Below are 25,197 nucleotides of genomic sequence, written 5' to 3'. Positions count from 1 at the left end.
AATTAGTCAACATCAAAAAATAAAACTAATTATTAGATAATTTTCTTTGTATATATTGGCTTATTGAATAAGTGTTTTTTTATAAACATAAAAAATATTGTAGTATTTCAATAAGCAACCTACAATATACGATTTACATCATCAAATATAATAACAATATAAATAGTTTTTTCTTCTACTTATATGCTTCTTCTTCAGATAAAAAGAACTCTCATAAGATATGAGAGTTCTTTTATTGTATGCTTTTTAAAATTTATGGATGACTTTCGTTGTATTTATCGATACCACCTTGTAACCATTTTAAGTAAACATCAATATCATATTCTGCCTGCATTGGTTTTGAATAACGTTTCAGATTTTCATCGACAATGATATAATAAGGCTGTGCATTGGCATTGAAATGTTCCATTTCGAATGCTGTCCATTTATTTCCGATTGTTCGTAGATTTCGCTTTAGGGCTTCGGAATATACTTTTTCTTCTTCTGGTAATTCTTGTCTTTCATCTACGTAAAGTGATGCTACAACAACATCTTCTGTCAGAATTTTCTTTACACGAGGATCTATCCATACTCGATCTTCCACTTTTCTACAGTTGGCACATGCATGTCCTGTAAAATCTATGAAGATTGGTTTTTTTACTTTCAGACTATAAGCTTTTGCATCTTCAAAGTCTTTGAATAACGGAATCCCGTGTGGTCCTGCGACCATTTTAGGGTTTTCGTATTTGGCAACAGTTTCAGAACTCACAGTTGTCTCACCTGCTAATCCGTTGGGCGACTCGGCATAGTGCATCGGAGGCAACAATCCACTAAGAATCTTTAGTGGTGCACCCCACATTCCTGGTAAGATATAGAACACGAAAGAGAAAGTGAGAGTTGCAAACATCAATCGTGTTACCCCAATTTTCTGGTCAGGTCCATCCAACTCTAACTTGAACATACCTAATAAATAAGCTCCGAGCAATATAAAAATCCCTAACCAAGCTGCAATAAACACTTCGCGTTCTAACCAATGTAATTGCCAAACCAAATCTGCATTTGATAAGAATTTTAGGGCCAATGCTAATTCTAGAAATCCTAGAGAAACTTTGATTGTATTTAACCAACCTCCAGATTTTGGCATAGAGTTTAGCCAACCCGGGAACATTGCAAAAAGGGTAAACGGGATTGCCAAGGCTAATGAGAATCCGAGCATTCCGACTATCAAAGCGAAATAATTTGATTCTTGGGTTGCTTGCACGAGTAACGATCCGATGATGGGTCCTGTACACGAAAATGAAACCAAGGCTAATGTGAAAGCCATAAAAAAGATTCCGATCATCCCTCCTTTGTCTGCTCCTTTATCGGCAAAATTTACCCATTTTGATGGAAGAGTAATTTCGAATGCACCGAAAAAGGATAAAGCAAAAATCAAGAACACAACAAAGAAAGCTAAGTTCACCCAAGGATTGGTTGACATTTCATTAAGCGCAGATGGCCCAAGTAACCAAGTTACCACCAATCCTAGTAAAACATAAATGGCGATAATGGATAAACCGTACACCATCGCTTTACGTATTCCTTCTCCTCTGGTCTTGCTTTGCTTAGTAAACAAACTTACCGTTAACGGTATCATAGGGAAAATACAAGGCATGAAAAAAGCCGCCAATCCTCCCAAGAAGCCTAATACAAATATGCGTAATAAGCCGTTATTTTTCTTTTCGTTTTCTGCCAACAAAGATTCGTCAATATCTTCTTTCAACAAGGTTTTTGTTGTTACTTCTGTAGTATCTACAAGTGCTTGATCAGCCTCTTGTGAGGTTGAAACAATTGAATCTGTAGACGAAGCCAAAATCGCCGAAGATTCTGCAGTTGTCGCTTGTTCTTCAACTGCCGTGTCAGCCACCACTGCTTTTGGACTTAATTTTACCTTGCCTGTATATTCATCTGGAGGCAAACATTTCTCGGCGTCACACATCTGAAATTCTAGCATGTACGCAACGTCAACTGGTTTTTCATCAGTGACTTTTACTTTCTGAATGAACCTTACGTTTTTCTCATAATACTTTTCATCCTGCTCAAATATTTGACTATATTTCTCGATTAGTTTTCCTACTTCTTTCGATTTTCCTACTAATTTTACATTCGTAGAAGGTGTTACCGTAAATGTAGCCGGAATTCCGATTCCTCCATCTGGATGTTTGATAGAATAAATATGCCATCCATCATCAATTTTTCCAGAGACAATAATTTCAAACTCATTATTTGGTAGTTCTTTTACCGATGTAGACCATCTTGCAGGCGTTTCAAACTGCGCGAATAAACTTAGTGGCATCAAGAAGAAAAGCCAAAAATATTTCAACATATTTTGATATTTAAGAAATTAATAGTTTCCTGTGTTATTTTGTATCGCTCATCAATTCGTAAAGGATAAACCCAGAGAATTTGTTGCTGATTATCAACTAAAACTCGAACCTTTTCTTTATCGAACTTAGAAAGTTTCTCATCTTTCAGAAATTTACTCACCTTTTTTTTTCCCTTCATTCCGAGCGGAAAAAAAACATCTCCTTCTTCTATTGGCCGAAAAACTAAAGGGAATTTGATCTTATCATAATCCAAGGTTTCATCGGCATGTGTTGGATGACGTTTGGTTTTCTGAAAAAATAAATTTGGACAATAATAGGAATTTTCTATCGAATGGATTACATATAAATCATTTTTTTTATTTTCTTTCTTTTTGATTAGCAAAAAATTACGATTTTTTAGTATTCGATGTGTTTCAGACTGCATTTCGGCTCCTGTACTAGCAATCAACAACTTACGAATTTCATTTACAGAAAAACCAAAAGGTGAAAAAAAATAATGAAGATGAGTATTTATAGGACTCAATTTTTCTAACGAATTAATTTTCACTACCTCATATTCCTTCTCTTGCCTGAAGAGTTCTTTTTTTTTGGTTTGAAGATAATTTTCTATTAGTTGGTTTTCTTCGGCCAGTATCGCTAATGATTTATTGACATTTTTCAAGAATTGAGGGTGAATTTCCTCCAACAATGGTGTGATTTGATTACGAATTTGGTTCCGAATAAAATCATTTTCTTGGTTAGTTAGATCTTCTCGCCAAATAATTTTTTCTTGCATTGCGTAATCAACGATTTCTTTTTTAGAAAAAGTAAGCAAAGGCCGAAAAATTTTATTAGAGATTTCCTCCATCGCCATCAAACCTTTGCTACCCGATCCTCGAGATAAGTTTATCAACAAAGTTTCTAATTGATCATTGAGATGATGTGCCATCACTAAATAATCAAATTTATGAGTGATTAGAAGTTTATTAAACCATTCGTATCGAAGATTTCGACATGCCATTTCTATAGAATAATTCCCTGTCGATTGGTATTCTTTTACATCGAATTTTTCGACAAAAAAAGGGATTTTATTTTTTGTGCAAGTGTCAACTACCAACTTTTCATCTAAATCAGAGTCGTTTCCTCTTAACTGAAAATTGCAATGTGCTACCGAAAAAGTATAAGATAATTGACGGAAAATATGGAATAAAACCATACTGTCTACTCCGCCGCTAATAGTAAGGAGAAATTTAGCTTTGCCGAGTTGATTGTTTTCTATTCGATTTTGGATTTCCGTTTTCAGGTTCATCCCACCAAAGTTATAAAAAATTGGTCATGTTTATTTTCAAGATTTCACATACACGTAAAAACTCTGCTGTTGGATTAGCTTTGATACAAACTTCCTCCTGTGATTCGGGATGTGTAAACCTTAAGCTTCTTGCCAAAAGCATCATCTGCTCTAGTTGGAAATTCTCTAACCATAATTTGTTTTGTTTGTTGCATCCGTGCGGACGACTACCTAGAATTGGATGAGCAATATGGCGTAGATGTTTCCGTAACTGATGCATTCTACCGGTTTCTGGCAATGCTTTCACCAAAGAATAACGTGAGGTAGCGTGTTTGCCAAAAGGCAAGTTTATCTCTGCATGTTGTAGTGTTTGGTAATATGTTTTGGCATCTTGTCTCTGGCCATCGTCATTGGTCAATGGATAATCGATCACTCCTTCTTGCTCTGTATATCCTCTTACAATTGCCCAATATTCTTTAGTTACAGCACGCGAGTTGAAAATTTCATTCATCAGACTTAGCATTTCTTTGTCTAAGGCGAACAAAAGTACTCCAGCGGTTTTTCTATCTAATCGATGGATAGGATAAACGTGCTGTCCGCCCAAAAAATTTCTCAATTCTTGGACGGCAAATTGTTTTACATCCCGTGCATAGTAGGACCTATGCACTAATAATCCTGGAGGTTTGTGAATGGCTACTAAGCGTGAGTCTTGGTATAAAATCTCTATCATGCTGCAAAAATAGAGAAATAGATTATCAATTTTTAATTTCCTTATGTACAGTCGATTTTAGATTTATAATAGAATGACTTTTATTGGCAGTAGATGTCGGTTACTTTTCCTTTATATCAGATAGGTTGTTTCATTGGTCTGTTGTAGAACAAGTTTCTCTAATTATTGTCTTGCAAAGTTTATCGTTTCTTTTTTCTTTTAGATTTTCCAGCCTCATCATTTGTGCATAAAATGCTCATACTGTCATTTAGCTATACAAAGCCAATGGCAATGATTTTTATTTTCACCTGTTTATTCTTTCAAAGTCATATGAACAAAAAAACCGTCCTATACAAAGTAGAACGGTCTTTTTTTTATTAATAGAAAAAATATTCTTTTCTGATTTTTTGTTATGAATGGATTGCTCGGTTATCGGTTGCGGCTAATGCGGCTTCTTTAATTGCTTCTGCAAAAGTCGGGTGAGCATGTGACATACGAGCGATATCTTCTGCCGATGCGCGGTACTCCATTGCAACAACGGCTTCTGCAATAAGGTCAGCCGCACGGGCACCAATGATATGCATTCCTAAGATTTCGTCTGTGTTTTTATCGGCCAAAATTTTCGCAAAACCGTCGGTATCCATTGAGGCACGAGCACGTCCTAATGCTTTGAATGGGAAAGAACCAACTTTGTATTCTACTCCTTCTTCTTTTAATTGTTCCTCTGTTTTACCAACTCCTGCTACCTCAGGCCAGGTGTAAACTACACCAGGAATCAGGTTATAATTGATATGTGGTTTCTGACCAGCTAATTGTTCAACAACCAAAACACCCTCTTCTTCTGCTTTGTGTGCCAACATCGCTCCAGCAACTACATCTCCTATTGCATAAATATTAGGAATATTGGTTTGTAAATGTTGATTAGTTTTTACACGTCCTCTTTCATCTACTTCTACCCCAACATTTTCTAATCCTAGTGAACCTGTATAAGCTCTTCGGCCTACAGCAACTAGTGCAAAGTCTCCTTCTAGAACCACTTCTTGTTCTTTTTTATCTTCTGCTTTTAAAGTAACTTTTGTTCCTTGTGCTTCGACAGAAGTTACTTTGGTTGAGGTATAAAACTTCATTCCTTGTTTTTTGAGAACTTTGGTCAACTCTTTCGATAAAGCGCTATCCATTCCTGGGATAATGCGGTCTGCATATTCTACCACAGAAACCTCAGCTCCCAAACGCAAGTAAACAGAACCCAATTCTAGACCAATGACTCCACCTCCAATAACAATCAAGTGTTTTGGCACTGTGGTTAATTCTAAAGCTTCGGTAGAGGTAATGATTCTTTTACCATCTGTTTTAGCAAATGGTAATTCTGAGGGAACAGATCCGGTTGCAATGATGGTGTTTTTTGCTTCTATTTCTTGTGTCTTACCTTCTGCGTCGGTTACGGTTATATGAGTAGCATCTTTAAATGTACCTGTACCATAATAAACATCGATTTTATTTTTATCCATAAGGTACTTAATCCCTGAAACATTCACCTTTACAACGTCTGCTTTACGAGCAATCATTTGTTTCATGTTTATTTTGGGTGCATTGATATCGATTCCATGCTCTTTGAAATGGGTTTTCGCATCGTAAAAATGATGCGACGAATCTAATAATGCTTTTGATGGAATACAACCAACATTGAGACATGTACCACCTAAACTTTCTTTTTCTATAATTGCAGTTCTAAAACCCAATTGTGCAGCACGAATCGCTGCAACATATCCTCCAGGACCAGCACCGATAACGGCAATATCATACGAACTCATATCTAATTACTTTTTCTTTTTAATGTTTATCAAACAAATATATCGTTTTTTGGCTAGAATTTTATCCTATCCTATCTAAAATTAATTAATCGCACCAATAAAGTTTTACCAATTCATTAATACAGATCCCCAGGTGAATCCACTCCCAAAAGCGGTTAACAAAACCAGATCCCCTTCTTTTATTTTCCCAGCTTGTTTGGCTTCACTAAGTGCAATCGGAATTGATGCTGCAGTGGTATTACCGTATTTTTGGATATTATTGAATATCTTCTCGTCTGGGAGATTCAATTGTTTTTGTATAAACTGTGCAATTCTTAAATTGGCTTGATGCGGAATAAAAAGATCCAAATCTTCTGGTGTTTTATCAGCCGCTTTTAGTGCTTCTTCTATTGATTCGGGAAAACGAGTAACTGCATGCTTGAAAACATAATTACCGTTCATGTACGGATAAATTTCTTTTTTGGTCAAAAAATGGTCTTTCTCTAATAAAACATCACTCCAACCAAATTTGGTCCCTGGAAAAAGAACAGCTAATTCCTCTGCAAACTCTCCTTCAGAATGCAAATTGGTATTGAGAATTCCACGGTTTGGATCGTCACTTGCTGATAAAATAACAGCACCTGCTCCATCACCAAAAATTACCGAAACATTTCTTCCGTCATCAGAATAATCTAAACCAAACGAATGAACTTCGGCTCCGACTACCAAAATGTTTTTGTATTGCCCTGCTTGTATAAAAGCGTTGGCTGTTGCAAGTGCATAAACGAAGCCCGAACATTGGTTTCGAATATCCATGGCACCTATAGTATCGCAACCTAGCTCGCGCTGTAGCAAAACTCCATTTCCTGGGAAATAATAATCGGGCGAAAGGGTGGCAAAAATAATAAAATCGATATCTTTCGGTGTGAGATCTGCATCGGCCAAAGCATTTTTAGCTGCGACAACCCCTAGATCTGTCGAAGTAATTCCTTTGTTTGGTTCTACATGACGTCGTTCTTTTATACCGGTTCGTTCGGTAATCCACTCGTCATTGGTAGTCATAAGTTGAGCTAAATCATCGTTGGTTACGACTCTCTCTGGTACGTAATGGCCAATGCCTGTTATTCTTGATTTGATCATTTCTTAATACGTTACAATTCCGCAAATTTATGATATTTTATTACTAAACAATTCTTTATAAATGTTATTTTAAGCGAACCGAAAATATAATTTTTATAAAAATTGATTTTTAAAATAATATATAATCAATACAAAGACTAAAAATTTATAGTATTAATAAACAAGAAGCGAAATAATTACTTCTTTTTTAAATTATATTTTTTTAAAATAAATATTTAATCGTTTAGTTCTTGATGAATCTCCTAAATAAACTTTCACCTTCATTAGTAATCTGAATGATATAATTTCCTTTTGATAATGAATTTACATCTATTTTTTTTGAACTATTTTTTAACTCTCTCGATAAAACTTTTTGTCCTAAATTATTATAAATTTCTATACGATCTATAATATTTTTTGATTGAATTGTAAGAAAATCACTGGTTGGATTAGGCGAAATTGCTAAATCAACTTTTTCTAAATCTGTAGTTGATAAAAACTCACAGTCACCCGTTATACTAAAAACATATTCTACATAATCTAATCCCCACAACTCTGCTTGCGATATCCAAAAAACATCGTCCATCAACATACCAGCTGAATATTGTGAGTTGGATACGTAGCTACTTTCCCAATAAATTACATCTGTATCTGCATTTGCAAAAATACCAAACCAATAAACTTCATCTTTATCCTTACCTTCTAAAACGAAATCTTCTGGTATTTCCAGTGACACTTTTCTAACTTCATTATTTTCATATTGACCTACAATTTCTGATGAAAAAACAGGAACTTCTGCAAACTTTTTGATTAATTCTCCTGGTTGGCCATCATTGTTTGTATAGAAATAAAGATCAATGCTATGGATTGTATTTTCTTGTTTAAGAATCAAATTAAAACTAACATTTTTTACTGTTAATTTCGAGTGTGATTGTACCACGAAATCATCAGCAAAAATCATCGTTGAACTCACTGATCCAAAAGCGTCTTGAAAATTATTGCTAGGAATTTCGAAACCACAACTTTCCTTATTTTCTATTGATAGTAATGATTGATTGATAGTGAAATCGGGATAATCTTTTTTTAATCTAATTGCATTTTGGGCTAATGAAAACCCAAAAAAACTGCATAACAACAATGTGTAAATCTTTTTCAAAATATACTATTTAAATTCAACTCAAATTTAGCGTTACTATCTTGAAAAACCGCTCGATTTTTAAAATTTATTAAACAATGAAGCTTAAAGAATAAAAACTTAACATTTATTATTTTAATTTATTATCAAGTACAGAATGTCCTTTTTTCGAATTTCTTTTTCTTTTTATCAAACTATTTATAACTATTGCGAAAATCATCACCCCTGTAGCAACGTAAAATATACTCGACATTTGTTCTGATTGTCCAAAAATCAAATAGGCTAAAATTATACCGTAAACTGGTTCTAGATTAACATTCAACAGCAATGTATATGGGCTTACATGTTTTAGTAATGCAACCATTTCTATTTGTGCAAATGCCGTAAAAACTACTCCTAATAATATCAACCACCCGAAATTTATCCAATCGACCGAAAAGACTTCTACAAAACTTTTGGGCTGGACGAATATCATCAATAAGTTAATACAGATAAAGCCACCTAACATTTCGATCAACGTAATATTAATTGGATTACTACCCTTCTGCGCTTTTGCATTGAGTACCGAAAAGAGTGCCGACAAAAAACTACAAAGAATACCAAGGCCAATCCCTAAAGCATATTGTGGACTTGCCCGAAAAATTATCATTACACAGGCGCTTACGACAATAGCGATAATCACTTCTTGGAAATCTATTTTCCGTCTAAAAAAAAGAGGTTCTAGAAATGATGTAAACAAAGCACCCATAGACAATGTGCTGAGTGCAACCGAAACATTGGAAACCTTTATCGACCAGTAGAATGTAAACCAATGCAAGGCAATAATGAAACCTATACCCAAAAACTGCAACAATTGAGATTGGGAGATATTTATTTTCACCCCTTTCAGATGTAGATACAAAAAAATTGCCAAAGCGGCCACTCCCGTTCTATACCATACAATTGGCAATGCAGATAGAGTAATAAGTTTACCGAAAACCCCAGTAAATCCCCACAACAAAATCAAGAATTGCAATCGTAATTGTACATTAGAAAACATGCTATATTTTTATGCAAAAGTAAGTGGTTTTTCTGAGGTTTGGATTCTATTAAAAATTTTAAAAAAAATAATCCTAAAGAAATATTCGGATTGAAATTTTTAATATTTTCGCTCAATAGACATACACACATGGATTATACAGTTTTCTTAACCGCCGATGGATTGATTGCCCTCGGAACCTTAACACTTTTAGAGATTGTCTTGGGAATAGATAATATTGTTTTTATTTCTATTCTATCGGGTAAATTACCCAAACATCAACAGAAAAAGGCGCAACAATTAGGGCTTGCCCTTGCCATGATAACGAGAGTTTTACTCTTATTCTCTCTTACCTGGGTCATGACGCTTACAACACCCTTATTTAATTTAGGCATATTGATTGGAATCGACAACCCCGATATTTTAGATAATTTAGCAATTTCAGGGCGTGATCTAATTTTATTGATTGGAGGATTATTTCTGATTTATAAATCGACCGTAGAAATCCATCACAAACTAGAAGGCGATGTCGAAGAGTCAACCAATATAAAAGTACACTCTTTTGCCGGTACAATTGTACAAATCCTTATTCTCGACCTTGTTTTTTCTCTCGACTCAGTAATCACAGCGGTCGGTATGGCCAAACATATCGAGGTCATGATTGCAGCCGTAATTATTGCCGTTTTGGTTATGATGATTTCCGCAACTAAAATCAGTAACTTTGTAAATAATCATCCTACTGTAAAAATGCTCGCCTTATCTTTCTTATTACTCATTGGTGTATCTTTGCTTGCAGAAGGCTTTGACCAACATATCTCGAAAGGATATATATATTTTGCGATGGGCTTTTCTATGTTAGTAGAATTTTTGAATTTGCGCATGAAAAAAAACAACCGAAACCCGGTCGAATTACGCAATATAAACACAACAGAAAACACAACAGAAAACACAACAAAATCATAAGCGACAGACCTCTGAAACGAGGTCTTTTTTCTTACTAAAAAAATCATGAAAGGAAAAGTAAAATTAGTTGTTAACGACATGGATGGCACTTTACTAAATGATCAACATCAGCTACATCCAGAGTTTTTCGAGGTTTATCGGAAGTTGCGAAATCAAGGGATTTTGTTCGTTCCTGCAAGTGGACGTCAATACTATAGTTTGTTGCATTATTTTCATCCGATACAAGAAGAGATAGGTTTTATTGCCGAAAACGGAAGCTATGTAACTTTCCAGAATAAAGTTCTTTTTACAGATACATTGCCTATAGAAAAAGTGACAGAAATTGTACTACTCACCCGACAAATTCCGCTAGCAAATTCTGTAGTCTGTGGTACTCAACATGCCTATGTAGAAAGTAAGGATAGTGATTTCATAGAATTATTCCAAAACTTTTACTACCAAAACCTTCTGGTAGACAATGTTTTGGATTATCTATCCGAAGATCAAATTATAAAGGTAGCAGTTCATCATCCGAAAAATGCAGAAAAGTATTTGTATCCTGCACTTCAACACCTAGACCAAAAAGGTTTAAAGGTTGTAGTTTCAGGAAAAAATTGGATAGATATAATGAATGAGCACACCAATAAAGGAAAAGCTTTGAGAAAGTTGCAACAAGCATTAGGCATTTCTCCTGAAGAAACCATTGTTTTCGGTGACTATCTTAATGATATAGAAATGTTGCAAGAGGCTTATTATAGTTTTGCGATGGAAAATGCGCATCCGCTTGTTAAAGAAATTGCTCGTTTGCAGACAGGAAACAACAATGAATTTGCTGTTGTAGAGGTTTTAAAATCTTTATTAGACTAAAAGAGAAAACTGTCTATCTATATTTTTAATTTTTGGTCGAGAAGTTACTCGTTTATGAGAATGAATTACGAAAAAAGTCAGACCTTCTCATACAGAGGAAGCCTGACTTCTATTTCATGATTAAATGATACAAATTTTTCTTATTTATTACCTTTCGCGTAATCTGCTAAAAACTGAGCTAAACCAGAATCCGTCAAAGGATGCTTTAGTAAACCTAAGATAGACGACAATGGCCCAGTCATAACATCTGCTCCGATTTTTGCACAATTCACTATATGCATTGTATTACGAACAGAAGCGGCCAAAATTTGCGTTTCAAAAAGATAATTATCATAGACCAAACGAATATCTTCGATCAGATTAAGTCCATCGGTAGAGATATCGTCTAAACGCCCGATAAATGGCGAAACATACGTTGCACCAGCTTTTGCAGCCAAAAGAGCTTGCCCAACCGAAAAGACCAAAGTAACATTGGTTTTGATTCCTTTTTGTGAGAAATATTTACATGCTTTCACCCCATCTTTGGTCATCGGGATTTTCACTACGATTTGTGGATTAAGAGCTGCCAATGCTTCTCCTTCTTTCACCATACCTTCGAAATCGGTTGCAATAACTTCTGCCGAAACATCTCCGGTCACCAAGTCACAGATTGCTTTGTAATGGTTGAGAATATTTTCTTCTCCTGCAATTCCTTCCTTTGCCATTAAAGAAGGATTCGTGGTTACGCCATCCAAAACACCAAGATCTTGTGCTTCTTTGATTTCTGCTAAATTTGCTGTGTCGATAAAAAATTTCATGTTCTTGTTTGTTGAATTGTTATGCAAAAATACGTCCTTTGATCGGAAACATCTCTATTATTGATTGGATTATAATAATATTTTATCGATTCTTTTGAAGAATAAACGCAAGTCACTCATCCTACCGTCATGGTATAAAGAGCCAAGGAAGAGAGTATTTTTTTCGAATGCATCCGTATATTTTTTGTATTTTTGATTGAAATATAGATCTGATAAAATGAAAAAAAATATCCTTCTCGCATTGTTCTTTGCAGGATTGAAAGTGCAAGCACAACATAATGTTTCCGACTACAAATATGTCATCGTACCTGAAAAGTTTACTGATTTCAAAGAAAACCAATACAAACTCAACCAATACCTAAAAATATTGTTACGAAACAAATCATATACATTGGTATCAGATGTTGTAGAATCTTGGAACGCAGAGCTAAAAGCAGATCCTTGTTTGGCTGCGACTGCAAACGTGAAAAAAGTACGCAATTTTTTATCGAATGAATTAGAGGTATATTTTTACAACTGTACCGAAAATGAATTGGCAAAATTTGATGGTAAATCGAGAATAAAAGATTATGAAAAAGGTTATCGAGATGCACTGAAAAGTGCAATCAATAAAATGCCTCCACAAAACGGAAAAACTGCTTCGGCCAAAAACGTGGTAGTAACGAAAAACAAACCTATGCCTATTTTAGAAAAAAACAAAAAGGTAGAAAAGCAAAATCAACCCCAAAAACAAAAAACGACAAAAGAAACACCTAAAAAGTATCACCAGCTTTATTATTCGGATGGGAAAAAATATTATTTAGAAACCATCGCCACGAATAATTATTTGTTGATAGAAGAAACTACATCGAATATCGTTGCGCGCTTTTCTCCGTCTACAAAAGATGGTATATATAAAGTTACGGTTATAAACGGCAAAGAAGAATACCAAACCATTGGTTATATGAATGAAAATGAGTTGAGCATAGAATATCTTATCGACAACCAAACAAAACTTATAAAATTCGTTCAACCATAACCCCTAAACAGAAATGAGAAAAAAACTTTTACTTGCCACTACAATTGGCTTTACCTATGCAACCTTAAATGCACAAACAACTATGCAAGTACCCAGAGCTAAGAAAATAGACAAGAAATTAACTATCCATAATGACACACGAATCGATTCGTATTTCTGGTTAAATGATCGTGAAAACAAAGAGGTAATTGCTTATCTCGAAGAAGAAAATAAATATACCAAGGCAATCATGCAACCAACTGAAGCTTTGCAAAAGCAACTTTTTACAGAAATGCGAGCACGTATAAAAGAAGACGACAGTTCGGTTCCGTATAAGTTGAACGGCTATTGGTACGAAACCAAGTTCGAAAAAAACAAAGAATACCCTTTATTCTACCGATACAAAGAAAGTCTAAAAACACAACCCGAACTATTATTCGATGTGAATGAAATGGCGAAAAACCATGCCTATTACCAATTAGGCGGATTGAATGTTTCTCCCAACAACAAGCTTGTTGCCTTTGGGGTTGATCAGGTAAGTAGAAGGATTTATACAATCCAAATAAAAGATCTATCGACCGGTAAAATCCTAAGTGACAAAATAGAAAACACTACTGGTTCTTCGGTATGGGCAGCAGATAACAAAACCCTTTTCTATACGAGAAAAGACAAATCACTACGTGCATATCAGATCTGGAAACACGTTTTGGGAACTTCTAGCAAAGAAGACATTTTGGTGTATGAAGAAAAAGATGACACTTTTAGCACCTATGTTTACAAATCGAAATCGAGAGAATATATCATCATTGGGTCATCGAGTACTATGACAGACGAGTATCGTTACATAAAAGCCGATGAACCAAATGCTGAGTTTAGAGTTTTCCAACCAAGAGAAAGAGGTTTAGAATATTCTATCGAACATTTCAGGAATAATTTCTACGTACAAACCAATAAAGATGGAGCCCAAAATTTCAAAATAATGAAAACACCTACTCAATCTACAACGCAAGATAATTGGGTAGAGTTTATTCCTCATCGCGAAGACATTTTGGTAGAAGGTTTCGAAATTTTCCGTGATTATTTAGTTATTCAAGAACGTAAAAATGGATTGCTCAACCTTAATATTCGTTCGTGGGACGGAGCAAACAACTACTATTTACCCTTTGATGAAACTACCTACACCGCAAGCACATCGGTCAACCCAGATTTTGACACCAATATTCTTCGGTACAATTACACCTCACTAACAACCCCTAGTTCGGTTATCGATTATGATATGAAAAACAAAACGTTCGAGGTAAAAAAAGAGCAAAAAGTACTCGGAAATTTTGATAAATCTAATTATGTATCCGAAAGAATATGGACCAAAGCACGTGATGGAAAAATGGTGCCTGTTTCTATCGTTCGACGAAAAGACACTCCACTTTCTGCACAAACGCCATTGTTGCTCTATGCATATGGTTCGTACGGTTATTCGATGGAGCCTTACTTCAGCACCACGCGATTAAGCTTACTCGACAGAGGCTTCATTTTTGCGATTGCACACATTCGTGGTGGAGAAGAAATGGGACGCTCTTGGTATGAAGACGGAAAACTTCTCAACAAAAAAAACACCTTTTATGACTTTATCGATGTGGCCAAAGATTTAGTGGCCAAAAACTATACTTCTACTCAACACCTATACGCAATGGGAGGTTCGGCAGGCGGCTTACTCATGGGTGCAGTGATTAATTTAGAGCCCAATCTTTTTCATGGTGTAATTGCTCAAGTTCCTTTTGTAGATGTGGTAACCACCATGCTAGACGATACCATTCCTCTAACTACAGGAGAATATGACGAATGGGGAAATCCGAACGATGAAATCTATTATCAATACATCAAAAGTTACTCACCTTACGACAATATAGAAAAGAAAAGCTATCCCCATCTTTTGGTGACAACAGGTTTGCATGATTCTCAAGTACAATATTGGGAACCAGCAAAATGGGTTGCCAAATTACGAGAATACAAAACAGACAACAATCTACTATTACTAGATACCAATATGGATACGGGACATGGAGGCGCTTCTGGCCGATTTGAAAGTCTAAAAGAAGTTGCTTTCGAGTATGCTTTTTTACTAATGCTAGAAAACAAACTAAAATAATTCAACAAACCCCAAAGTTCATTTGGGGTTTGTTATTTCGATAAGACAAAATTTCTCACATTGCACTACATTCGATTGTACAACACGAAAAAAAACGGTATATTTAATCAACCAAAGTCGTATTCTGTTTGGAAATAAAAGAAATTTTACAACAATACTGGGGATTCGAAAAGTTTCGTTATCCACAAGAAGAAATCATTCAACAGCTATTAGCACAACAAGATGTTCTAGCAATTTTGCCCACCAGTGCTGGTAAATCGATTTGCTATCAACTACCATCATTGCTCTTAGACGGACTTACGTTGGTTATCACCCCGTTAATTGCTTTGATGGAAGATCAGGTCCAAAACCTGAAAGATAAAAATATTCCGGCAGAGTATATTAACAGTCAACTCGATTTCACACAGATTACATTGATTTTGGATCAGTGCCAAAGCGGAAAAGTAAAATTACTTTTTGTTTCACCCGAGCGTTTGCAAAGTAAAATTTTTATAGAGCGACTAAGCACCTTCCAAGTAAAACTTATTGCCGTCGATGAGGCACATTGTATCTCTCAATGGGGACATGATTTTCGACCTTCCTTTCTGAATATAGCTAGTATCAGAGCTCATTTTCCTAACACACCAGTATTGGCTCTTACAGCAACTGCGACAGAGAAAATACAAGAGGACATAATTAATTTTCTAGAACTAAAGAAACCTAAAATATTCAAAACTTCGCTTCGTAGAGAAAACCTCACCTATCAAGTCCGATATTCTGAGAACAGAAAGCAAGATTTAATTTATTATCTAAAAAAATATCCAGGTAGCAGTATAGTTTTTGTAAAAACAAGAAAACAAACCTACGAAATCGCATCTCTTTTACAAGAAAATGGCTTTAATGCTGATTTTTATCATGCTAAATTAGACGCACAACAAAAAAAAGAAAAGCAAACTTTTTGGACGTCACATCCTAACCAAATAATGGTAGCGACAAATGCTTTTGGGATGGGTATTGATAAACCAAATGTACGAACGGTCTTTCATCTAGATTTACCTCCTTCTATCGAAGCTTACTACCAAGAAGTAGGACGCGCAGGAAGAGACGGCTTGCCCTCTATAGGAATTTATTTATCGAATTCTGAGGATATTTTGATTGCTGAAAACACCTTCAAATCAAAACTTCCTACCAAAAAGGAGTTCATAGAGATTGGCAATCTCTTGTTCAGTTATTTACAAATTGCCGAGGGTGAAAAACCAGAGAAAATCCAATCGCTCGACGTACCTCTATTCTCTGAAAAGTTTAATTTGGATGTTCGTAAGGTTTTCAATTTCATTCAATTCCTACAAAACAAAGCAATCATTTATCTCAAAGACTATTCTCAGAACAGTACCGTTTATATTAATACTCTACCCAATACCGTAGTACAACATTACGAGCATAGAGAGTTGTTAGAATATTTAGAGAGGAATTATCCTGGGATTTATACTTTACCCAAAAATGTTTATGAGCTGAAAATAGCTTTTGATACGCATCGTAGTCTAGGAGACGTGCGTACACAATTGCATCAAATGCATAAACAAGATATAATAGATTACTCTGATCGCTTCCTTACGCGTATTCAATTTCTTGAGCCACGTAACTCGAATTTGTTGAAAGGAAAGTGGTGGAAAATGTATGAAGAAATCCAAGTTAATCATTGGAAAAAACTGCAAGCAATGGCCTTTTACGCTGCCCAACATGAATATTGCAGAGAACGTATGTTGCTTTCTTATTTTGGAGAAAAATCCAAAGAAAATTGTGGTAGATGTGATGTTTGTTTAAGCGAAAAAAAATCAGACAAAATAGATTCTCTAAAGTTACTTGATTTTATTGGCGAAGAAGGAAAAACATTAAATGAAATTGTAATGCATTTTATACATTCGCCAAAAGAAAACATTATTGCCGAACTACAATATTTGGTTGATGAAATGAAATTGAAAATAGAAGGTTTGGACACCTTCAAGAAACTATAAAAAAAATAAAAATATGCGAGTTGTCTTTATGGGGACGCCAGAATTTGCAAAAGCGTCTCTCCAGGAAATCCACGAAAACAGTCTGCACGAAATTGTTGGGGTTGTAACAGTTCCTGACAAACCAGCAGGAAGAGGGCAAAAAATACAGCAATCGGCAGTAAAACAATATGCAGAAGAAAAAAAACTACCCCTTTTACAACCAGAAAAACTACGCGATAAAAACTTTATAGAGGCACTTAAAAAGCTAGACGCCGACGTTTTTGTAGTAGTAGCTTTTCGTATGTTGCCCCAAGTAGTATGGTCGATTCCACCAAAAGGAACATTTAACTTACACGGTTCTCTGCTCCCGCAATATCGTGGAGCTGCACCCATAAACTGGGCAATCATAAATGGAGAAAAGGAAACAGGAGTAACTACATTTTTAATTGATGAAAAAATAGATACTGGTAAAATTCTTCTAACAGACAAAGTTGCCATCGGTGTAGATGATAATGTCGGGAAAATACATGATGAGCTGATGAATCTTGGCAAAAAACTAGTTGTTGAAACACTCGATGCTTTAGAAAAAGACTCTATAACTTCTTATCCACAACCGTTGGAGAAAGAGTTGCATCATGCACCAAAACTTTACAAGGATGATTGCAGAATCGATTGGAGTTGGAAGTTAGAAAAGATACATAATCATGTAAGAGGTCTAAGCCCTTACCCAGCGGCATGGACAATGATTAACGGTAAATCGGCCAAAATTTTAGCCGGTAAAATTGCTCAGGACTTTCCTGAAGATTTAAGTAAAAATGTTCTTCATCTTACCAAAAACAATTTATTTGTCCGGGTAGAAAATGGTGTTTATGAAATTCTAGAAATCCAACCACAAGGAAAACGCAAAATGAGTGCAAAAGACTTTATCAACGGCAATCAAAATGTAAGTTGGTTAGCCTTAGATGATTAATGATTTATTGTAAATTAGTTACAAAACGTTAAAAAAAAGAATTAAACATTAATATTTGATGAAAAAAAGTATTTTTTTTCATCTAAAACTTGCATAAACAAAGGGAAAGATTATATTTGTGTATCATTTAAATTTAATTTATTAAGCTATGAACAAATCTGAATTAATCGACGCAATTGCTGCTGATGCAGGAATTTCAAAAGAAGCTGCAAAAAAAGCTTTGAACTCATTCACAACTAATGTAACGAATGCTTTAGCAAAAGGAGAAAAAGTTGCTTTAGTAGGATTCGGAACTTTCTCAACATCTGAGAGAGCTGCAAGAACGGGAATTAATCCACAGACTAAAAAAGAAATTCAAATCGCTGCTAAAACTGTAGCTAAGTTTAAAGCTGGATCAGAATTATCTGCTGCAGTAGACAAAAAATAAGAAGTTACCTTATTCTTAAGAAAGCATAAAACTCCTAATTGTTAGGAGTTTTTTTTGTATCTCATAATCTGTACAAGGGGTACCTCCCACTAAATATAATTTTTAGATGCGTATAGCAAATTTATGGAGCTAAACGATATTTCTTCCAACCATTATCTTTCTTTTTGTACAACACACGATCATGCAATCGACTAGGTCTACCTTGCCAAAACTCAATTTCTTCTGGTTTCACCAAATAACCTCCCCAATGAGGTGGTCTTGGTATTTCTTGGTTTTTGTACTTTTTGATTATTGAATCTTCATCGTCAACAAAATCATGAAATTCGTCTATAACCGAACTCTGTGGCGATACCCATGCACCGACTTGGCTTTCTCTAGGACGTTTAGCAAAATATGCATCAGACATCTCTTCGCTTACTTTTTCTGCCTTCCCAGTAATAATTATTTGTTGTTGCAAAGCAGGCCAAAAAAAACTTAAACATACTTGTGGATTATTCTCTATTGCTTTGCCTTTTTGGCTCTGATAATTAGTGTAAAAAACAAAACCATCTTGGTTATACTCTTTTAGTAAAACCACTCGATTTCTTGGCTTATCGCTATTCTCTACTGTGGTAACTGTCATCGCATTAGCCTCTTCTATCAAAGGGTTTTTTTCTGCAACATCGAACCAGCTTTTGAATTGCTCTATAGCATCTTCTGCCAAATGATCAAAATCTATAAAATTTTTAGAATAATTTTTTCTTTTATCAGATAAATCTTGTTTCATGAATTATTTTTTTTAAATTAGTAAAATACGAACTAACTTATAGGTACATTTTAACACACGAAGTTATTAATAAATAAAATAAAAGTTGTGGAAAATAAACGTATAAATAAAGGTGATATTCTCATAGCAAAACCAACCTTGAATAACGACATCTTCAACCGAAGCGTAGTCATCATCACCGAACACAGCGAAAAAGGTTCTGTAGGGTTTATCTTAAATAAATCATCAAATATCCCGCTACATATTTTTGTATCTCAAATGAATTCTGATTCTATTGTCTACGAAGGGGGGCCAGTAGACAAAGAAAACATATATTATCTGCATTCTCGTCCAGATCTTATTCGCGAGAGTGAAAAAATTGCCGAAAATATTTATTGGTCCGGAAATTACGAAGATGTCCGAGAGGCGATTAATATGGGAAAAATAGGGGATGATGAAATCCGATTTTATTTAGGATATTCTGGCTGGTCGAGTAGACAGTTAGAAATTGAACTCGAAATGAATGCATGGATTTTGGTACGCGAACGCATTGATATTTTTCGAGATTGGGAAGTTGACCTTTGGAAAAAACAACTGACCAAACTAGGTGGAGAAAACCTTATATGGGTAAATACACCCGCCGACCCTTCTATGAATTAAACTTTGTAGAAAAAACCTTATTCTATTTTTAGACGAAAAGCGAAAATATCTCTTGAGCTTTGTCGGTTCTGTATGTTTTTTTACGATTCTTCGTATACGATACCATACCATAACCGTCTATTAATACAAAAATCTCTTCGGCACGTTGCATCTCAAACGGAAAAATTTCTGTTTCTTCTACTTCGAAAACTTTTCCTTTGTTAAGAGTCGAGATAAAATGATTTCTAAGTACACTTTTCTGTACACCTTCTGACTGCTTTGGTGTTCTTATTTTATAATCATTGACAAGAAAAATAGACCCATTCAAACTCTTTGCTATTCGTTTATTGGCATTGAGCAAAACTAAATCGCGCATATCGTTTTCATGTGCATATACTCTTGCAATATTTTCTTCGGGATGTACAATATTATTTTGGGAGAAAAAAGAATCATTGATAACAAAATCCTTGTAGACATCAATTTCTGCCTCTTCTATCTCATGATTCCAAGCCTCTTGTTGCTGATCGAATACTATAAAATAGCCAATACTACTGTCTAGAATATCGCTAGAAGTGGTACGATAACAGGTGATAGTGATGCACCCGTTTTGGTTGTGCTGAAGCAAAGTCTTGATTTGATTCTGAAAAAATTCTGGAGTAAAATTCAACGGAATTTGCATGCGCATTATCCGCATAGAAGCCATTAAACTAAAATAATGGTCCTCCCACAAAAATATTTCACCATCAACAATTCGGATCAACTCTTTTATAGAATCGGCATACGATATGATGCGTTCGTTCGTAGAAAATACTAATTGTTCTTGCGGAACTAAGCTTCCATTGAAATTTATCATCAAAACTTGAACTTCTTTTTTTATTATAATGAACCTAAAATTTTCTTTAAATCTTCTATTTGACTCTCCCAAAGTTGTTTCGATTGCTCGATTTCATCTTCTTCTGCAAAGTCCGTAATCACAACCGAAACATCGTTTGTTAGTTCATCTACCACAATGGTCAACTCGAAAAAATATTTGGTATCTTCATCTTCTTCCCACTGGAAACGAACATAAGAATCTACTTTAGATTTCATTAAAAAAGCACTTTCTTCGTGTTCATCCCATATAAAAGTATATTTCTCTCCACGAGAATTTACATTATCTGCAAACCACTCTGATAAGCCCGAAGGATTCGATAAATAATTGTAAAGCAACGAAGGTGATGATTTTATCGGAAATTCTATCGTATATTTCTTTTTAGGCATACTTTATTTTTTTGTGTCCGCAAGATATTAAATGAATCTAATTAACCAAAAAAAATAACTATGTTTTATTGCTTCTCACCTAAATTGTACTTAATAAAAAAAGAGAGCATCGCTGGATACTCTCTTTCTGTTCTTTACCTTAATCGAGGAAGCCGACAACTTGGTAGGCAAAACCGTATTGGTCATAATATTTTTGGTACAAAACACCTCCGAATTCATATAGAATATCGCCATTATAATTTACCGTTTCATAACCAGCGGGCAAAGCTTCGATAATTGCTCCATAAGGAGGCTCTACGACATAAAATCTGTTTCTTTTTTTGATATAATAAATTCCTTCATAGAAATAATAAGGTCTACGGTTGTAATAGAAACTCGAATAGCCTATGGGTAAATAATCTACCCGAAAACCAACCGGTGGCATAAAACGGATATATCCCTTATTGTACGGACGGTAATACACTCCATTATTTCCATAGAATTGATAATTGTTATACGTGTAATGATGATAATTGTTCACATTGTATACATACGAATTGTATCGACGATCTTCATAACGTTTATCATTCTGAAAACGAATTACATCTCTCCCATTGTCTTGGGATCTAATCTCGCGTTGGTTGTTTCTATAATTTACCTCAACGTTATTTCTTCGCGTATTCCCTCTCTCGACCGTTCTTGCAGATAACGAACTATTTCTTATAGTTTCGGCAGAATTTGTTGCACGAAAACCCGAACGAGAATTCGCACTAGTAGGAGTCCTTACCGTTATCGAAGAGCCTGTTCTCACATGATTAGGCGTATTTCCTTGATTTGTTCTTGGATTACTTCTGCGCGGGTCGCTCATACTTTCTTGTTTACTCGATCCAAAAGAAGCATTTATATTCGCTCTTGGATTGCTGTTATTGCTCGCCCGATTGGTCACTGTAGAATTTCCTCTACCATTCGATGATCGATCACCATTTCTAGCCGATTGTGCAAAAATCAAGGTACCAGAAACCATAGCTAACCCTACTAAAAGTACACGTATATTTTTCATTTTCTATAAATTTTCAGGATTTTACAATTTTGTTAAATTCCATAAGTGTGCCAAAAAATATTCGAATCAAAAAAAAACCAATTCATAAAAGATAATCCGAAGCATCAACCTTATTTTCTGTCCCAAATCCTACCGAAATCTATTTGCACAGCAAGCCAGTTAATGTATCTTTGTGGGATATTTTATGTACGATGATCGATTTCAAGAGTGCTTATATTTCTTATTTATCCCTACAGAAAGTTGGCCACAAAGTGCGCGAAGAACGCAATATTTTTGCGGAAGCAGCTTTGAAAATGGACGAAAAAAAAGAAGAAGATTTATTTCCGTTTCTTACACAAGCTTTCAGACGCAACATGGATGCTTATCATTTTTCTCACTATACTGAAAAGCTGGAGTTTAATGTGGTGTATAGTTTGATGCAAGAAATGTTCGAGGAGAAGATCGATTTTCTAGATTTTTCGCATGAGATTTTGGCCCATTTATTCGAGAAATCTTTGCATCCGCAAATAAAGTCGGGTGAAGTTTTCATTGCTTTTTTTGATAATATCAGGTATGGAGACATTACCACGCAAGGTATTGGCATTTTCAAGCTAGAAAATAAAAAGAAATACATCCGTTTCGATGAATCCAAAAACATCGATTATTTTATTCAAAAAGGATATAAATTAGAGAAAATAGACAAAGCGGCTTTTGTTGTCAATACACAAAAAGATGACGGATATATTGTTTTTTCGGTTGATGATTTGCAAAACGAATCCGAATATTGGAAAAAAAGTTTCTTAGAAATTACGGCTGTTAATGATAATCGCTATCAAACCAAACAATATTTACACTTGATGAATCAGTTTGCCGAAGAGGTTGTTTTAGAACGAAATGACAAGCAAACACAAGCCAATTTTCTGTCTCAAACGTTGCATTTATTAACGATGAATGAAATGGTTACCGACGAAATGATTCAGAGTCAAGTAGTTGAACAGTTTGAGTTGGTGGATGACTATAAAAAATTCAAAACTCAATATGCAGAAGATTTCAAAATAGAATTCGACACGGCTTTTGAAGTGAATAAACCTTCGCTCGTCAAAGAATCTAAAAAAATAAAAAGTGAAATAAAACTCGATACCAACATCATTCTAAAAATAGATTTGATGGCGGCGGATGCTGCAGAAGATTACCTAGAAAAGGGATATGATGAGAACAAAAAAATGTTTTACTACAAAGTGTTTTTCAATACAGAGCAATAATAAAAGAGTGGCTATGTAACCACTCTTTTTTTATTATTCTTGTATTTGAGGCGCTGTAGAAAAATTCATAGATTGTTTCATCTGATAAGCCTGTATAATGTCTTCTATCGGATAATTAAACCAGTCTATTTGTTTTTTTATTTTCTTGTTTTTGTCGAGAAATAACCATGTCGTAAACTTCATTTCGGGGATTGTTAGTCCTTGATACTGGTAGGGTAAAAAATAGCCTTGTGCAACAATCATAGTGTCGTTGCTCATTAACTGTTCTACCCGCAAGATTGTATCGTTCGGATACACCATTTGTGCGTCATGGAAGTTGAAGTTTGTTCGAATCAATTCTACACTCGATATAGGATGCAAACCACTTTGTAAAACTACATTTTCATATTCTATAGTGTCGTTATAAAATGATTGCAATATTTTTTCATCTTTTCGGAGTGCGTATGTCTCAAAAAAATCTTTTCCTATCTGAGATTGATTAGAGGTTTCGCATGAGAAAAACAACCCTACAGAAAGAAGAAATATTGGTGCTGTATTTTTCATTTATTTGCGTACAAAAGCTTCTACATCTTCTCTTTTCACTGGATCGTTCGATAAGATTAACAAACGTTCTACCACATTTCTTAATTCGCGAATATTCCCTGTCCAATCGATTTCTTTCAGCGCTTCGTAAGCCGAGGCATCGAACTTTTTATACGGTAAACCTTGGTTTTCACTTAGCAGAACTACAAAATGTTCTACTAGTTCTGGAATATCATCTTTTCGGTCGTTGAGGGCTGGCACTTCTATAATGATGACTGCCAATCGATGGTATAAATCTTCTCGGAAACGCCCTTCCTCAATCTCTTTTCGCAGGTCTTTATTGGTTGCAGCAATTACACGAACATTCACGTCGATTTCTTTCTCGCTTCCTACAGGAGAAATTTTTCCTTCTTGTAGTGCTCTCAAAACTTTTGCTTGTGCAGATAGACTCATATCTCCAATTTCATCTAAGAAAATTGTTCCTTGGTTGGCCAACTCGAATTTACCTTGTTTATCTTTTACTGCTCCTGTGAAAGAACCTTTCACATGGCCAAACAATTCACTCTCAATGAGCTCTGCAGGTATTGCTGCACAATTAACTTCGATAAGTGTTTTTTTATTTCGATCACTTTTCTCGTGCAATTGATGTGCAACCAACTCCTTTCCGGTCCCGTTTGGTCCTGTGATCAAAACGCGTGCTTCGGTAGACGCTACTTTATCGATGATCTCTCGGATTTCATTTAATCTTTCCGAACTCCCTATCATCGTATACTGTTTGCTTACTTTGCGTTTGAGTGCTTTGTTTTCTGATTTGAGTGCCGTATTGGTTTTTACCAATGATTTGTGGTTTAACGCATTACGTACCGTATTGAGTAGTCGATTGAGATCTGGTGGTTTTGAGATATAATCGTATGCACCTTTCTTGATACAATCTACGGCGGTTTCGATATCACCATGACCAGAAATCATTACAAAAGTAAGATCGGGATGTTGTTCTAGTGCTTCTGTTAGTACTTCTACTCCATCTTTTTTTGGCATTTTGATATCGGAAATGATTAAATCATATTCTACTTCATTAATTTTCTCAAGGGCAATCTCACCGTTCTCTGCTTCATCTACTTCGAAAGAAGAGTCCTCATCGAGTAAAATATTTTTCAGTACGTTGCGGATGGCTTTTTCGTCTTCGATGATTAATATTTTTGGCATGTTGTATTTTTAATTTTGCCTTCCAAATATACGTAATTTTCTG

The 25,197-nt window shown here is 35.1% G+C and carries 23 protein-coding genes; 9 read left to right on the top strand and 14 right to left on the bottom strand.

The window, feature by feature from the left end; all coding sequences use genetic code 11:
• Positions 1-253 precede the first annotated feature (253 nt).
• The 7 genes from HMPREF2660_RS02320 to HMPREF2660_RS02290 all read right to left on the bottom strand — a co-directional run bounded on the left by HMPREF2660_RS02320 (position 254) and on the right by HMPREF2660_RS02290 (position 9,404).
• Positions 254-2,344: a protein-disulfide reductase DsbD family protein gene (locus HMPREF2660_RS02320; protein WP_070485507.1), complete on the bottom strand. Its 2,091-nt coding sequence runs from the start codon at positions 2,342-2,344 to the stop codon at positions 254-256.
• Complete coding sequence (tilS, locus tag HMPREF2660_RS02315) at positions 2,338-3,633, bottom strand: tRNA lysidine(34) synthetase TilS (RefSeq protein ID WP_013598747.1); 1,296 nt, start codon at positions 3,631-3,633, stop codon at positions 2,338-2,340. The genes HMPREF2660_RS02320 and tilS overlap by 7 nt, the downstream gene beginning before the upstream one ends.
• A gap of 10 nt (positions 3,634-3,643) precedes the next feature.
• Entirely contained in the window at positions 3,644-4,342 is a 699-nt protein-coding gene (locus HMPREF2660_RS02310) for a pseudouridine synthase (RefSeq protein WP_070485506.1), read from the bottom strand.
• A gap of 389 nt (positions 4,343-4,731) precedes the next feature.
• Positions 4,732-6,132, bottom strand: coding sequence for a dihydrolipoyl dehydrogenase (gene lpdA / locus HMPREF2660_RS02305; RefSeq protein ID WP_070485505.1), 1,401 nt, complete (start codon positions 6,130-6,132; stop codon positions 4,732-4,734).
• A gap of 105 nt (positions 6,133-6,237) precedes the next feature.
• Positions 6,238-7,251 (bottom strand): 3-oxoacyl-ACP synthase III family protein, encoded by a 1,014-nt coding sequence (locus HMPREF2660_RS02300; RefSeq protein WP_013598744.1) that lies wholly within the window; start codon positions 7,249-7,251, stop codon positions 6,238-6,240.
• Between the two features lie 223 nt (positions 7,252-7,474).
• On the bottom strand, positions 7,475-8,386 hold the full coding sequence (locus HMPREF2660_RS02295; protein WP_141743533.1) for a T9SS type A sorting domain-containing protein: 912 nt from the start codon (positions 8,384-8,386) through the stop codon (positions 7,475-7,477).
• 109 nt (positions 8,387-8,495) lie between these two features.
• Positions 8,496-9,404, bottom strand: a complete 909-nt coding sequence (locus tag HMPREF2660_RS02290; RefSeq protein ID WP_013598742.1) for a DMT family transporter — start codon at positions 9,402-9,404, stop codon at positions 8,496-8,498.
• Between the two features lie 129 nt (positions 9,405-9,533).
• On the opposite strand from HMPREF2660_RS02290, the gene HMPREF2660_RS02285 reads away from it, so the two are divergent.
• Both HMPREF2660_RS02285 and HMPREF2660_RS02280 read left to right on the top strand, forming a co-directional pair.
• Positions 9,534-10,346 (top strand): TerC family protein, encoded by an 813-nt coding sequence (locus tag HMPREF2660_RS02285; RefSeq protein WP_052295793.1) that lies wholly within the window; start codon positions 9,534-9,536, stop codon positions 10,344-10,346.
• Between the two features lie 45 nt (positions 10,347-10,391).
• The gene (locus HMPREF2660_RS02280; RefSeq protein WP_070485503.1) at positions 10,392-11,192 is read left to right on the top strand and encodes a Cof-type HAD-IIB family hydrolase; all 801 of its coding nucleotides are present in this window, start codon (positions 10,392-10,394) and stop codon (positions 11,190-11,192) included.
• A 140-nt stretch (positions 11,193-11,332) separates the two neighbouring features.
• On the opposite strand, the gene fsa is transcribed toward HMPREF2660_RS02280, so the two are convergent.
• The gene (fsa, locus tag HMPREF2660_RS02275; protein WP_013598739.1) at positions 11,333-11,989 is read right to left on the bottom strand and encodes a fructose-6-phosphate aldolase; all 657 of its coding nucleotides are present in this window, start codon (positions 11,987-11,989) and stop codon (positions 11,333-11,335) included.
• Between the two features lie 217 nt (positions 11,990-12,206).
• Between fsa and HMPREF2660_RS02270 the strand changes: the two genes are divergently transcribed.
• The 5 genes from HMPREF2660_RS02270 to HMPREF2660_RS02250 all read left to right on the top strand — a co-directional run bounded on the left by HMPREF2660_RS02270 (position 12,207) and on the right by HMPREF2660_RS02250 (position 18,502).
• Positions 12,207-13,007 (top strand): hypothetical protein, encoded by an 801-nt coding sequence (locus tag HMPREF2660_RS02270; protein ID WP_070485502.1) that lies wholly within the window; start codon positions 12,207-12,209, stop codon positions 13,005-13,007.
• A 13-nt stretch (positions 13,008-13,020) separates the two neighbouring features.
• On the top strand, positions 13,021-15,132 hold the full coding sequence (locus HMPREF2660_RS02265; protein WP_070485501.1) for a S9 family peptidase: 2,112 nt from the start codon (positions 13,021-13,023) through the stop codon (positions 15,130-15,132).
• Between the two features lie 128 nt (positions 15,133-15,260).
• Positions 15,261-17,126 carry a RecQ family ATP-dependent DNA helicase gene (locus tag HMPREF2660_RS02260; RefSeq protein WP_070485500.1) on the top strand — a complete coding sequence of 622 codons (1,866 nt, stop codon included), beginning with the start codon at positions 15,261-15,263 and terminating at the stop codon, positions 17,124-17,126.
• A 13-nt stretch (positions 17,127-17,139) separates the two neighbouring features.
• Entirely contained in the window at positions 17,140-18,075 is a 936-nt protein-coding gene (fmt, locus tag HMPREF2660_RS02255; RefSeq protein ID WP_070485499.1) for a methionyl-tRNA formyltransferase, read from the top strand.
• A 148-nt stretch (positions 18,076-18,223) separates the two neighbouring features.
• Positions 18,224-18,502 carry an HU family DNA-binding protein gene (locus HMPREF2660_RS02250; protein WP_013598734.1) on the top strand — a complete coding sequence of 93 codons (279 nt, stop codon included), beginning with the start codon at positions 18,224-18,226 and terminating at the stop codon, positions 18,500-18,502.
• A 121-nt stretch (positions 18,503-18,623) separates the two neighbouring features.
• Here HMPREF2660_RS02250 and pdxH read toward each other — a convergent pair whose 3' ends face one another.
• Positions 18,624-19,268: a pyridoxamine 5'-phosphate oxidase gene (pdxH, locus tag HMPREF2660_RS02245; protein ID WP_070485498.1), complete on the bottom strand. Its 645-nt coding sequence runs from the start codon at positions 19,266-19,268 to the stop codon at positions 18,624-18,626.
• Between the two features lie 87 nt (positions 19,269-19,355).
• Here pdxH and HMPREF2660_RS02240 point away from each other — a divergent pair, with 87 nt between their 5' ends.
• Positions 19,356-19,907, top strand: a complete 552-nt coding sequence (locus HMPREF2660_RS02240) for a YqgE/AlgH family protein (RefSeq protein ID WP_013598732.1) — start codon at positions 19,356-19,358, stop codon at positions 19,905-19,907.
• A gap of 28 nt (positions 19,908-19,935) precedes the next feature.
• Here HMPREF2660_RS02240 and HMPREF2660_RS02235 read toward each other — a convergent pair whose 3' ends face one another.
• From HMPREF2660_RS02235 to HMPREF2660_RS02225, 3 genes are all read right to left on the bottom strand, one after another.
• The gene (locus tag HMPREF2660_RS02235; RefSeq protein ID WP_070485528.1) at positions 19,936-20,739 is read right to left on the bottom strand and encodes an aminotransferase class IV; all 804 of its coding nucleotides are present in this window, start codon (positions 20,737-20,739) and stop codon (positions 19,936-19,938) included.
• A 23-nt stretch (positions 20,740-20,762) separates the two neighbouring features.
• On the bottom strand, positions 20,763-21,146 hold the full coding sequence (locus tag HMPREF2660_RS02230; protein WP_013598730.1) for an START-like domain-containing protein: 384 nt from the start codon (positions 21,144-21,146) through the stop codon (positions 20,763-20,765).
• A gap of 139 nt (positions 21,147-21,285) precedes the next feature.
• Positions 21,286-22,185, bottom strand: a complete 900-nt coding sequence (locus HMPREF2660_RS02225) for a DUF6515 family protein (protein WP_013598729.1) — start codon at positions 22,183-22,185, stop codon at positions 21,286-21,288.
• Between the two features lie 191 nt (positions 22,186-22,376).
• Between HMPREF2660_RS02225 and HMPREF2660_RS02220 the strand changes: the two genes are divergently transcribed.
• Positions 22,377-23,426: a nucleoid-associated protein gene (locus HMPREF2660_RS02220; protein ID WP_070485497.1), complete on the top strand. Its 1,050-nt coding sequence runs from the start codon at positions 22,377-22,379 to the stop codon at positions 23,424-23,426.
• A gap of 33 nt (positions 23,427-23,459) precedes the next feature.
• Here HMPREF2660_RS02220 and HMPREF2660_RS02215 read toward each other — a convergent pair whose 3' ends face one another.
• Both HMPREF2660_RS02215 and HMPREF2660_RS02210 read right to left on the bottom strand, forming a co-directional pair.
• Positions 23,460-23,969, bottom strand: a complete 510-nt coding sequence (locus tag HMPREF2660_RS02215) for a hypothetical protein (protein WP_013598727.1) — start codon at positions 23,967-23,969, stop codon at positions 23,460-23,462.
• Positions 23,970-25,154 carry a sigma-54-dependent transcriptional regulator gene (locus tag HMPREF2660_RS02210; protein WP_013598726.1) on the bottom strand — a complete coding sequence of 395 codons (1,185 nt, stop codon included), beginning with the start codon at positions 25,152-25,154 and terminating at the stop codon, positions 23,970-23,972. It abuts the gene before it with no gap.
• Positions 25,155-25,197 lie beyond the last annotated feature (43 nt).

The sequence above is a fragment of the Weeksella sp. HMSC059D05 genome (genome assembly GCF_001809725.1).
Taxonomy (GTDB): domain Bacteria; phylum Bacteroidota; class Bacteroidia; order Flavobacteriales; family Weeksellaceae; genus Weeksella; species Weeksella virosa.
Note: the sequence above shows the minus strand (reverse complement) of the source record. Positions and strands in the feature narration are given on the sequence as shown.

Bases quoted from the DNA above. Each gene is read 5' to 3' on its own strand.
- HMPREF2660_RS02265 (WP_070485501.1), top strand. From the start codon at position 13,021: ATGAGAAAAAAACTTTTACTTGCCACTACAATTGGCTTTACCTATGCA.
- HMPREF2660_RS02220 (WP_070485497.1), top strand. From the start codon at position 22,377: ATGATCGATTTCAAGAGTGCTTATATTTCTTATTTATCCCTACAGAAA.
- lpdA (WP_070485505.1), bottom strand. From the start codon at position 6,132: ATGAGTTCGTATGATATTGCCGTTATCGGTGCTGGTCCTGGAGGATAT.
- HMPREF2660_RS02225 (WP_013598729.1), bottom strand. From the start codon at position 22,185: ATGAAAAATATACGTGTACTTTTAGTAGGGTTAGCTATGGTTTCTGGT.
- HMPREF2660_RS02250 (WP_013598734.1), top strand. From the start codon at position 18,224: ATGAACAAATCTGAATTAATCGACGCAATTGCTGCTGATGCAGGAATT.
- HMPREF2660_RS02310 (WP_070485506.1), bottom strand. From the start codon at position 4,342: ATGATAGAGATTTTATACCAAGACTCACGCTTAGTAGCCATTCACAAA.
- HMPREF2660_RS02230 (WP_013598730.1), bottom strand. From the start codon at position 21,146: ATGCCTAAAAAGAAATATACGATAGAATTTCCGATAAAATCATCACCT.
- HMPREF2660_RS02320 (WP_070485507.1), bottom strand. From the start codon at position 2,344: ATGTTGAAATATTTTTGGCTTTTCTTCTTGATGCCACTAAGTTTATTC.
- HMPREF2660_RS02210 (WP_013598726.1), bottom strand. From the start codon at position 25,154: ATGCCAAAAATATTAATCATCGAAGACGAAAAAGCCATCCGCAACGTA.
- HMPREF2660_RS02290 (WP_013598742.1), bottom strand. From the start codon at position 9,404: ATGTTTTCTAATGTACAATTACGATTGCAATTCTTGATTTTGTTGTGG.
- HMPREF2660_RS02270 (WP_070485502.1), top strand. From the start codon at position 12,207: ATGAAAAAAAATATCCTTCTCGCATTGTTCTTTGCAGGATTGAAAGTG.
- pdxH (WP_070485498.1), bottom strand. From the start codon at position 19,268: ATGAAACAAGATTTATCTGATAAAAGAAAAAATTATTCTAAAAATTTT.
- fsa (WP_013598739.1), bottom strand. From the start codon at position 11,989: ATGAAATTTTTTATCGACACAGCAAATTTAGCAGAAATCAAAGAAGCA.
- HMPREF2660_RS02235 (WP_070485528.1), bottom strand. From the start codon at position 20,739: ATGATAAATTTCAATGGAAGCTTAGTTCCGCAAGAACAATTAGTATTT.
- fmt (WP_070485499.1), top strand. From the start codon at position 17,140: ATGCGAGTTGTCTTTATGGGGACGCCAGAATTTGCAAAAGCGTCTCTC.
- HMPREF2660_RS02300 (WP_013598744.1), bottom strand. From the start codon at position 7,251: ATGATCAAATCAAGAATAACAGGCATTGGCCATTACGTACCAGAGAGA.
- HMPREF2660_RS02215 (WP_013598727.1), bottom strand. From the start codon at position 23,969: ATGAAAAATACAGCACCAATATTTCTTCTTTCTGTAGGGTTGTTTTTC.
- HMPREF2660_RS02285 (WP_052295793.1), top strand. From the start codon at position 9,534: ATGGATTATACAGTTTTCTTAACCGCCGATGGATTGATTGCCCTCGGA.
- tilS (WP_013598747.1), bottom strand. From the start codon at position 3,633: ATGAACCTGAAAACGGAAATCCAAAATCGAATAGAAAACAATCAACTC.
- HMPREF2660_RS02280 (WP_070485503.1), top strand. From the start codon at position 10,392: ATGAAAGGAAAAGTAAAATTAGTTGTTAACGACATGGATGGCACTTTA.